Raw genomic sequence first — 8,573 nt, 5'->3', positions numbered from 1 at the left:
GTCGAGCCTGCTGGCCAAGCTGGGCCTGGAGCGCCGCACCCAGGCGGCCGTCCTGGCGACCAAGCTGCACGGAGATCACCAATCCGGCTGATGTGACCTTCGGCCCTGCCGCGAAGGCCGGGTAGATCGAAAGACTCCGGGTGAACCTGTCGAAAGGACTCGCCCGTGGACACGCTCGATCTTGCCCGGTGGCAGTTCGGGATCACCACCGTCTACCACTTCTTCTTCGTGCCGATCACCATCGGCATGTCGGTCCTGGTGGCCGGCCTGCAGACCGCCTGGGTGCGTACCGGCAAGGAGCACTACCTGCGGGCCACCAAATTCTGGGGCAAGCTCTTCCTGATCAACTTCGCGATGGGCGTGGTCACCGGCCTGGTCCAGGAGTTCCAGTTCGGCATGAACTGGAGCGCCTACTCGCGGTTCGTGGGAGACATCTTCGGTGCACCCCTCGCGATCGAGGGCCTGCTCGCGTTCTTCCTGGAATCGACCTTCCTCGGCCTGTGGATCTTCGGCTGGGACCGTCTGCCCCGCAAGGTGCACCTGGCGACGATCTGGCTCGCGTCGATCGGGACGATGCTCTCGGCGTACTTCATCCTCGCGGCCAACTCGTGGATGCAGCATCCGGTCGGCTACGAGGTGAACCAGGCCGCCGGCCGCGCCGAGCTCAAAAGCATCGGCGCGGTCCTCACCAACACCACGACGCTGGTGACCTTCCCGCACACGCTCAGCGCCTGCCTCCTGACCGCCGGCGCGGTGCTGCTCGCGGTCAGCGCCTGGCACGTCAAGCGCCACCACCAGACCGAGGTGTTCCGGCCGAGCCTCAAACTCGGCGCCTGGGTGGTGCTGGTTTCGGCGGTCGCCGTGTTCGTCTCCGGCGACGCGCAGGCCCGGGTGATGACCGAGCAGCAGCCGATGAAGATGGCCGCCGCCGAGGCGCTGTGGACCGACGCGGCGCCCGCCAGCTTCTCCATCTTCACGGTCGGCACCCTCGACGGCTCCGCGAACGTCTTCAGCATCCGGATCCCCGACGTCCTGTCGCTGCTCGCCACCGGCACGCCCGACGGCGAGGTCGAGGGAATCAACAACATCCAGGCCGAGTACGAGCAGAAGTACGGTCCCGGGGACTACAAGCCGAACATCCCGGTCGCCTACTGGTCGTTCCGCCTGATGATCGGGTTCGGCGTGCTCGCGGCCCTGGTGGCGCTGGCCGCCCTCTGGTTCTCCCGCGGCGGCCGCACCCCGCGCAGCCGCTGGCTCTGGCTCGCCGCCGTGATCTCGATCGGCCTGCCGCTGGCCGCCAACTCGTTCGGCTGGATCTTCACGGAGATGGGCCGGCAGCCGTGGACGGTCTTCGGCGTCTTCAAGACCGCGGAGAGTTCCTCACCCTCGGTGAGCACGGGCAACGCGGCCACGTCACTCGTCGTGCTGACGGTCCTCTACGGCATTCTCGCCGTTGTCGAGGTGGGTCTCTTCGTCAAGTACGCGCGGGCCGGCGCGCCGGAGATACCGCCGGACTCGGACGAGGAGTCGCCGGACCGTCCGCTCGCGTTCGCGTACTGATCGAGGGAGTCGACAAATGGAGCTCACCACCGTCTGGTTCGCGCTGATCGCGCTGCTCTGGGCCGGCTACTTCCTGCTCGAGGGCTTCGACTTCGGCGTCGGCATCCTGCTCCCGGTCCTCGGCCGGGACGACCGCGAGCGCCGGCTGCTGATCAATACCATCGGCCCGGTCTGGGACGGCAACGAGGTGTGGCTGCTCGTCGCCGGCGGCGCCACCTTCGCCGCGTTCCCGGAGTGGTACGCGACGCTGTTCTCCGGCTTCTACCTGCCGCTGCTGATCATTCTGGTGGCGCTGATCATCCGCGGGGTCGCGTTCGAGTACCGCGGCAAGCGGGACGGCGAGCGCTGGCGCCGTCGCTGGGACTGGTGCATCGTCGCGGGCTCGCTGCTGCCGGCCGTGCTCTGGGGCGTGGCCTTCGGCAACATCGTCCGAGGGGTACGCCTGGACCAGAGCCACGAATACGTCGGCAGTTTCTTCGACCTGCTCAACCCGTACGCGATCGTCGGCGGCCTGACCACCCTGACGCTCTTCACGCTGCACGGCGCCGTCTTCCTCGCCCTCAAGACGGACGGCGAGATGCGGCAGCGGGCCGGCGCGCTGGCCGCCCGGCTGGCGCCCGCCGCGGTCGTGGTGGCCGGCGCGTTCCTGGCCTGGACCGCGATCGCCCATCACGACGCGATCGGCCTGGTGCTGTTCGTCGCGGCGGCGGTGTGCCTGGGCAGCGCGGTCGCGGCGACCCGGCTGCGGCGCGAGGGGTGGGCCTTCCTGGCGACCGGCGCGACGCTGGTGCTCGCCGTCTTCGGCCTGTTCGTCACGCTGTTCCCGGACGTGATGCCGTCGACGATCGCGGCCGCCAACAGCCTGACGGTGCACAACGCGTCGTCCACGCCGTACACGCTGAAGGTGATGACCTGGGTGGCGGTGTTCTTCACCCCGCTCGTGCTGCTGTACCAGGGCTGGACGTACTGGGTGTTCCGCAAGCGGCTGTCCGTCGAGCACATCCCTGCCACGCCGAGCGTTTCCTCCTCGTCGCGCACCGCTTCCGCGCCGGGCACCTCGTGAAGCCGCTGGATCCCCGGCTGCTGCGGTATGCGCGGGCCAGCAGGTGGTATCTCGGCGCGACCGTGGCGCTGGGCGTGCTGTCGGCCGGGCTCGTCGTCGGGCAGGCCACCCTTCTCGCGTACGGGATCAGCGCGGTCTTCCTCGACGGCGCCTCGGTCTCCGCGCTGCTGCCGGCGCTGGTCGCGCTGGCGGCGGTGACCGCCGGCCGGGCGGCGATCGGCTGGGCGCAGGAAGCGGCGGCGGCCAGGTCGTCCGCCGCGGTGAAGCAGGAGCTCCGGGGGCGGTTGCTGGCGCATGCGGCCGCCCTCGGGCCGGGGCGGGGGCCCGCCACCGGTGAGCTGATCACGCTGGTGACCCGGGGGCTGGACGCGCTGGACGCCTACTTCGCGCGGTATCTGCCGCAGTTGGTGCTCGCGGCGCTGGTGCCGGCCGTGGTGCTGGTGCGACTGGCGCCGGCCGACCTGGTGGCGACCCTCACGATCGCCGTGACGCTGCCGCTCATCCCGGTGTTCATGGCGCTCGTCGGGATGCATACCGAGGCGGCCAACCGGAAGCAGTTCAAGCTGCTGGCCCGGCTGTCCCACCATTTCCTCGACGTGGTGGCCGGGCTGTCCACGCTGAAGGTGTTCGGCCGGGCCGGGGCGCAGGTCGAGAACATCCGGCGGGTCAGTGACGAGCAGCGGCGGGTCACCATGCGGACGATGCGCATCGCGTTCCTCTCGTCGCTGGTGCTGGAGCTGCTGGCGACGCTCTCCGTGGCGCTGGTCGCGGTGGGGATCGGGCTGCGGCTGGTCTCGGGGCACCTCGATCTGCGGACGGCCCTGCTGGTGCTGATCCTGGCGCCGGAGGCGTATCTGCCGCTGCGGCAGGTGGGCGCGCACTACCACGCGAGCGCGGAGGGGCTGGCGGCCGCGTCCGCGGCGTTCGAGGTCCTGCAGATCCCGGCGCCCGCGGGCGGATCGGCGCCGGCGCCGTCGGGGGCCATCGCCTTCGAGGACGTCGTGGTGCGCTATCGGGACAGCGACGCGTTGCGCCTGTCCACGGTGGTCCCGCCCGGGTCCTTCGTCGCGCTCGCCGGGCCGAGCGGGTCGGGAAAGTCGACCGCGTTGAACCTGCTGCTCGGATTCGCGTCGTGTGACTCGGGCCGGGTCACCGTGGGTGGCGTCGATCTGGCGACCGTCGACCCGGCGTCGTGGCGCTCCTCGATTGCCTGGGTGCCGCAGCGGCCGTACCTGTTCGGCGGGACAATTCGGGCGAATATCGCACTTGGCGTTGAGGGCAGTCCGGACGTCGTGCGGGCCGCGACGCAAGCCGGGGCGCACGAATTCATCGCCGCGCTGCCGCAGGGTTACGACACCGTGCTCGGCGACGACGGGGCGGGGCTCTCGGCCGGGCAGCGGCAACGCATCGCCCTGGCCCGGGCGTTCCTGCGGGACGCGCCGTTCGTGCTGCTCGACGAGCCGACCGCCAACCTCGACGCCGACACGGCCGCCGCGGTGATGGCGGCGATCACCCGGCTCGCCGCCGGGCGCACCGTGATGATGGCCGCGCATCGGCCGGAACTGATCGCGCTCGCCGACCGCGTCGTCGACCTCACCCCGGTGGGTGCGCTCGCGCCGGCGGGTGGACTCGCGCCGGAGGGTGCGCTCGCGCCGGAAGGTGCGCTCGCGCCGGAAGGTGCGCTCGCGCCGGTGGGCGCCCGCACGCCGGTGGGCGCCCGCACGCCGGCGGACGCCCGCACGCCGGAGGGTGTCCGATGAGGGCGCGTTTCCTGGCGGCGGTGCTGGCCGGGGCCGGCGCGGCGGGGGCCGCGATCGGCCTGATGGCCACCTCGGCGTTCCTCATCTCCCGGGCCGCCCTGCACCCGCCGGTGCTGCACCTGATGGTGGCCATCGTCGCGGTGCGTGCCTTCGGGATCGGCCGGGGCGTGCTCCGTTACGCCGAGCGGCTGACCGGGCACGACGCGGCGTTGCGCGCGCTCGGGCGTACCCGGGTCCGGATCTTCACGCACCTCGCGAAGGTCGCCCCGGCCGGCCTGGCCGGCTTCCGCCGCGCGGACCTCGCGAAGCGGCTCGCCGACGACGTCGACGCGGTGCTCGACCTGCTCACCCGGGTCGTGCTGCCGTACACCGTCGCGCTGGTCGCCGGCGCCGGGTCGGTGCTGCTGATCGGCTCGCTGTCGGTCCCGGCCGGACTGACGCTCGCGCTCGGGATCCTGCTGGTCGGGGCCGGGATCCCGGCGCTGCAGTCGCGGGCGGCGCGGCAGGCCGACGGACGGCTCGCGCCGCTGCGCGGCTCGCTCGCCACCGGGACCGCCGACCTGGCGCACGGGCTGCCCGACCTGATCGCGTACGGCGCGGTCGACGCCCGGCTGGCCGCCCTCGCCGCGACCGGGGCCGAGCTGCGCCGGGCCGAGCGGCGGTCGAGCGTGACGGCCGGGCTCGCCGCGGCCGCGACCGCCGTGGCCACCGGCCTGTCGCTGCTGGTGGGCCTGGCCGCCGGTGCGGTCGCGGTGGGTGGCGGCGTCCTGCGCGGAGAGTTGCTGGCCGTGGTCGTGCTGACGCCACTGGCCGTGTTCGAGACGGTCGGCGCGCTGCCGGCGGCCGCCCAGCGGTACGCCGCCTGCCGGGCCTCGGTGCGCCGGCTGCGCGAGGTGCTGGCCGCGCCCTCGCCGGTGACCGTCCCCGACCCGCCGGCCCGGATGCCCGCCGGGCCGTACACGCTGCGGCTGGAGCGGGTGAGCGCGGAATGGCTGCCCGGCCGGACGGCGCTGCGCGACGTGTCGCTCACGCTCGCGCCCGGCGACCGGGTCGCGCTGACCGGGCCGAGCGGCTCCGGCAAGAGCACGGCCGCCGCGGTACTGGTCCGGTTCCTCGACCCGGCCGCGGGCCGGGCCACCCTCAACGGCGTCGACCTGCGGACCCTCGACCCGGCCGAGGTGCGCGACGTCGTCGGCTATCTGCCCGAGGACGCGTACCTGTTCGACACCACGATCGCCGCGAACCTGCGGATCGGCCGACCCGCCGCCGGCAACGACGAACTGCGGGCGGCGCTGGCCTCGGCCCGGCTCGCCGACTGGGTCGAGACGCTGCCGGACGGCCTGGAGACCGCGGTCGGGGAGCACGGCATGGCGCTATCCGGCGGTCAGCGCCGCCGGCTCGCCCTCGCCCGAGCGCTGCTGCGGGACTTCCGGATCCTGATCCTCGACGAGCCGACCGAGCACCTGGACGACGAGACCGCGGCGGCGCTGACCGAGGACCTCCTGGCCGCCGCCGGCGACCGGGCCGTCCTGCTGATCACGCACCGCCCCGGTATCGCCGCGCTGGTCGATCGGGTGGTGTCGCTCGATGCCCCGGGCGTCTCGCGGGATGCTCCGCTCGGCGCGCCGCGGGAGGCGCCCGGCGTTTCGCGGGGGGCGCCGTCAGATGCCGGGCCTCAGCGGCGGGCGGCGGCCACGGCGGCGCGCACCTTGTCGGCGCTCACCGGGACGCCGACCGGGTCGGGGTAGTTGCCGTAGGGCGGCCCGTACGCGGGCTGGCCCGGCTCCACCCGCCAGCTCTCGGCGAGCGAACCGATGTCGACCGCGTCGTAACCGATCGCGTCCAGGAACTCGGTCGCCGTCTGCTTCGCGCCGGCGTCGTCCCCGGCGATGGTCAGCGGGCTCCGCTCGGCGTCGCCGGCCGGGCGGGCCAGGGTGGCCAGGTGGGCGTGGAAGATGTTGTTGAAGACCTTGACCAACCGGGCCGTGCCCAGCTCCCGCTGCTCCAGCTCGGCGCTGGTCAGCTTGCCCTCGTCGAGCTCGGCGAAGGCGCCGTCCCGCTCCGGGTAGTAGTTGTTCGTGTCCAGCACGACCTTGCCGGCCAGCTGGGCGATCGGCAGCCGCGCGTGTGCGTGGAACGGCACGCTCACCACCACGATGTCGCCGGCCTCGGCCGCCTCCGTCGCGGTCGCGGCGCGCGCCTTCGGGCCCAGCTCGGCCACCAGGCCGGCCAGCGTCTCGGGGCCGCGCGAGTTGCTCACCACCACGTCGTAGCCGGCGGCCACCGCGAGCCGCGCCACCGTGCCGCCGATGAGTCCGCTACCGATGAATCCCACAGTCGTCATGTCCGGTGCCAACACACCCGCGCCCGCTTCATTTCCGCTTCATTGCGTGAGGTAACACACTTCGACCTCGAGGCGAGCCGGGTCGTCGTGGTGCGGGCCGTACACCTCCCACCACGGCCCGGTCGTCAGGCCGTGGCGCGCGCACCAGGTCCTGACCGCCTCGTGGGCCGCGCCGAGCTCGTGGTACGGGCCGCGATGCCGGGTCGAGGCGACCCGGCCGCCGGGCAGCTCGGAGGCCACGACCGGCTCGGCGAGCGGCGGCCCCTGATAGAGGACGCCCACCTCGACGTGCGGCACGTCGTCGAGGTAGAGCATCACGTTCGGGCAGCCGCGGGTGATGCCGGCCGCGTGCAGGGCCGACCACACCCGGTCGAGCAGTCCCTTCCAGACGCGGGGGTACTCCGCCCAGCTGGTCACCGCGGGAATGACCGCCGTCGGCCGGGCCGCCACTGTGGTCACCGTGACCTCGAACATGGCTCGCATGGTCCCGCGCGATACCCCTTGATCGCCACGGCATGATGGATCGGGTGACCGCCTCCATCGACGTTGCCGGGTACCTGCGACGACTCCGGCTGCCGGAGCCGGTGGGTGCGGCCCCGAGCGCCGAGAGCCTGTTCGCCCTGCATCGGGCGCATGCGGAACTCGTGCCGTACGAGACGCTGGAGATCTGGCTCGGCCGCCCGACGACCGTGGAGCCGTCCGACTCGGTGCGGCGCATTCTGCGCGGTCGCGGCGGTTACTGCTTCCACTTGAACGGAGCGTTTTCGGCGCTGCTGACCGCGCTCGGCTATCGGGTGACACGGCACGTCGGCGGGGTGCAGGGCAACGCGGAGCGCCCGGCCGGCGCCACCGGCAACCACCTGGTCCTCACCGTCGAGGGGCTGCCGTCGGTCGCCGCGCCCGAGGGCCGCTGGCTGGTCGATCTGGGCATGGGCGACGGCCTGCACGAACCACTTCCGCTCACCCCGGGTGCATTCCGGCAGGGACCTTTCGCGTACGCGTTGAGCGAGTCGATCGCCGAACCGGGCGGCTGGCGCTTCGACCACGACCCGCGCGGGTCGTTCCTGGGCATGGACTTTCGTGGCGGTCCGGCGGAGATGACCGCGTTCACCGAGATGCACGAGTTCCTCTCGACGTCCCCGGAGTCCGGCTTCGTCCGCGCGCTCGCCATCCTTCGCCGGGACGCCACCGGCTGCGACATCCTGCGTGGCCTGAACCTGAGCCGCCTCGGCGAGTCGGAAACGCGCACGCTCCTGGACCGCCCGGCGGACTGGTTCACTGCCGTGACCGACGTGTTCGGCATCCCGCTCGATGACGTGACCGCGGCCGAACGGGACGCGCTGTGGCGCCGGCTGACCGAGGCCCACGAACAGTGGCTGGCCCGAGAAGCCGATCAGTCGTAGTCGTAGCCGGGTCAGCGGTCGGTGCTCAGGTCCTCCTCGTACGTGGCGCCGCCGTCGGACTCGTGCGTGAGCGGCCGGGCCCCGCCCTCGGGCGGGCCGGCCAGGGACTGCTCGCCGGCGGCCAGGTGCGGGAACTTCGCGTCGAAGGCGGGCCGTTCCGAGCGGATGCGCGGCATGCGGTCGAAGTTGCGCAGCGGCGGCGGCGACGAGGTGGCCCACTCGAGCGAGTTGCCGTGCCCCCACGGGTCGTTGACGGTCACGACCTCCCCGGCCTTGTACGACTTCCACACGTTGTAGATGAACGGCAGCGTCGCGATGCCGAGCACGAACGAGCCGATCGTCGAGATCGTGTTCAGCGTCGTGAACCCGTCCGAGGGCAGGTAGTCCGCGTACCGGCGGGGCATGCCCTCGGTGCCCAGCCAGTGCTGGACGAGGAAGGTGGT

The 8,573-nt window shown here is 72.7% G+C and carries 7 protein-coding genes and 2 pseudogenes; 6 read left to right on the top strand and 3 right to left on the bottom strand.

All coding sequences use genetic code 11. The features are described from left to right. The 5 genes and pseudogenes from ODJ79_RS46185 to cydC form a co-directional block, all read left to right on the top strand. Positions 1–91: pseudogene (locus ODJ79_RS46185) on the top strand (DNA-binding response regulator); the annotation flags it as partial. Between the two features lie 74 nt (positions 92–165). After that, on the top strand, positions 166–1,560 hold the full coding sequence (locus ODJ79_RS46180) for a cytochrome ubiquinol oxidase subunit I (RefSeq protein ID WP_263030114.1): 1,395 nt from the start codon (positions 166–168) through the stop codon (positions 1,558–1,560). A gap of 16 nt (positions 1,561–1,576) precedes the next feature. After that, on the top strand, positions 1,577–2,623 hold the full coding sequence (gene cydB, locus ODJ79_RS46175) for a cytochrome d ubiquinol oxidase subunit II (protein ID WP_263030113.1): 1,047 nt from the start codon (positions 1,577–1,579) through the stop codon (positions 2,621–2,623). Continuing rightward, a complete protein-coding gene (gene cydD / locus ODJ79_RS46170) occupies positions 2,620–4,383 on the top strand; it encodes a thiol reductant ABC exporter subunit CydD (RefSeq protein ID WP_263030112.1) in 1,764 nt (587 codons plus the stop codon). Before cydB ends, cydD begins: the two co-directional genes overlap by 4 nt. After that, entirely contained in the window at positions 4,380–6,131 is a 1,752-nt protein-coding gene (cydC, locus tag ODJ79_RS46165; protein ID WP_263030111.1) for a thiol reductant ABC exporter subunit CydC, read from the top strand. The genes cydD and cydC overlap by 4 nt, the downstream gene beginning before the upstream one ends. Here the strand turns inward: cydC and ODJ79_RS46160 are convergent. Both ODJ79_RS46160 and ODJ79_RS46155 read right to left on the bottom strand, forming a co-directional pair. Then, positions 6,059–6,727 carry an NADPH-dependent F420 reductase gene (locus tag ODJ79_RS46160; protein ID WP_263030110.1) on the bottom strand — a complete coding sequence of 223 codons (669 nt, stop codon included), beginning with the start codon at positions 6,725–6,727 and terminating at the stop codon, positions 6,059–6,061. The two genes, cydC and ODJ79_RS46160, sit on opposite strands and share 73 nt — an antisense overlap. A 39-nt stretch (positions 6,728–6,766) precedes the next feature. Further along, complete coding sequence (locus ODJ79_RS46155; protein ID WP_263030109.1) at positions 6,767–7,201, bottom strand: GyrI-like domain-containing protein; 435 nt, start codon at positions 7,199–7,201, stop codon at positions 6,767–6,769. A gap of 53 nt (positions 7,202–7,254) precedes the next feature. Here ODJ79_RS46155 and ODJ79_RS46150 point away from each other — a divergent pair, with 53 nt between their 5' ends. Continuing rightward, positions 7,255–8,130, top strand: coding sequence for an arylamine N-acetyltransferase family protein (locus ODJ79_RS46150; protein ID WP_263030108.1), 876 nt, complete (start codon positions 7,255–7,257; stop codon positions 8,128–8,130). 11 nt (positions 8,131–8,141) lie between these two features. On the opposite strand, the pseudogene ODJ79_RS46145 reads toward ODJ79_RS46150, so the two are convergent. After that, positions 8,142–8,573: pseudogene (locus ODJ79_RS46145) on the bottom strand (cytochrome ubiquinol oxidase subunit I); the annotation flags it as partial.

This window comes from Actinoplanes sp. KI2 (assembly GCF_025630775.1).
Classification (GTDB): domain Bacteria; phylum Actinomycetota; class Actinomycetes; order Mycobacteriales; family Micromonosporaceae; genus Actinoplanes.
The sequence above is the reverse complement of the archived record's forward strand: the minus strand, read 5'-3'. Positions and strand labels throughout refer to the sequence as shown.

Coding starts and splice junctions, on each gene's coding strand:
- cydB (WP_263030113.1), top strand. CDS start 1,577: ATGGAGCTCACCACCGTCTGGTTCGCGCTGATCGCGCTGCTCTGGGCC.
- cydC (WP_263030111.1), top strand. CDS start 4,380: ATGAGGGCGCGTTTCCTGGCGGCGGTGCTGGCCGGGGCCGGCGCGGCG.
- ODJ79_RS46160 (WP_263030110.1), bottom strand. CDS start 6,727: ATGACGACTGTGGGATTCATCGGTAGCGGACTCATCGGCGGCACGGTG.
- ODJ79_RS46155 (WP_263030109.1), bottom strand. CDS start 7,201: ATGTTCGAGGTCACGGTGACCACAGTGGCGGCCCGGCCGACGGCGGTC.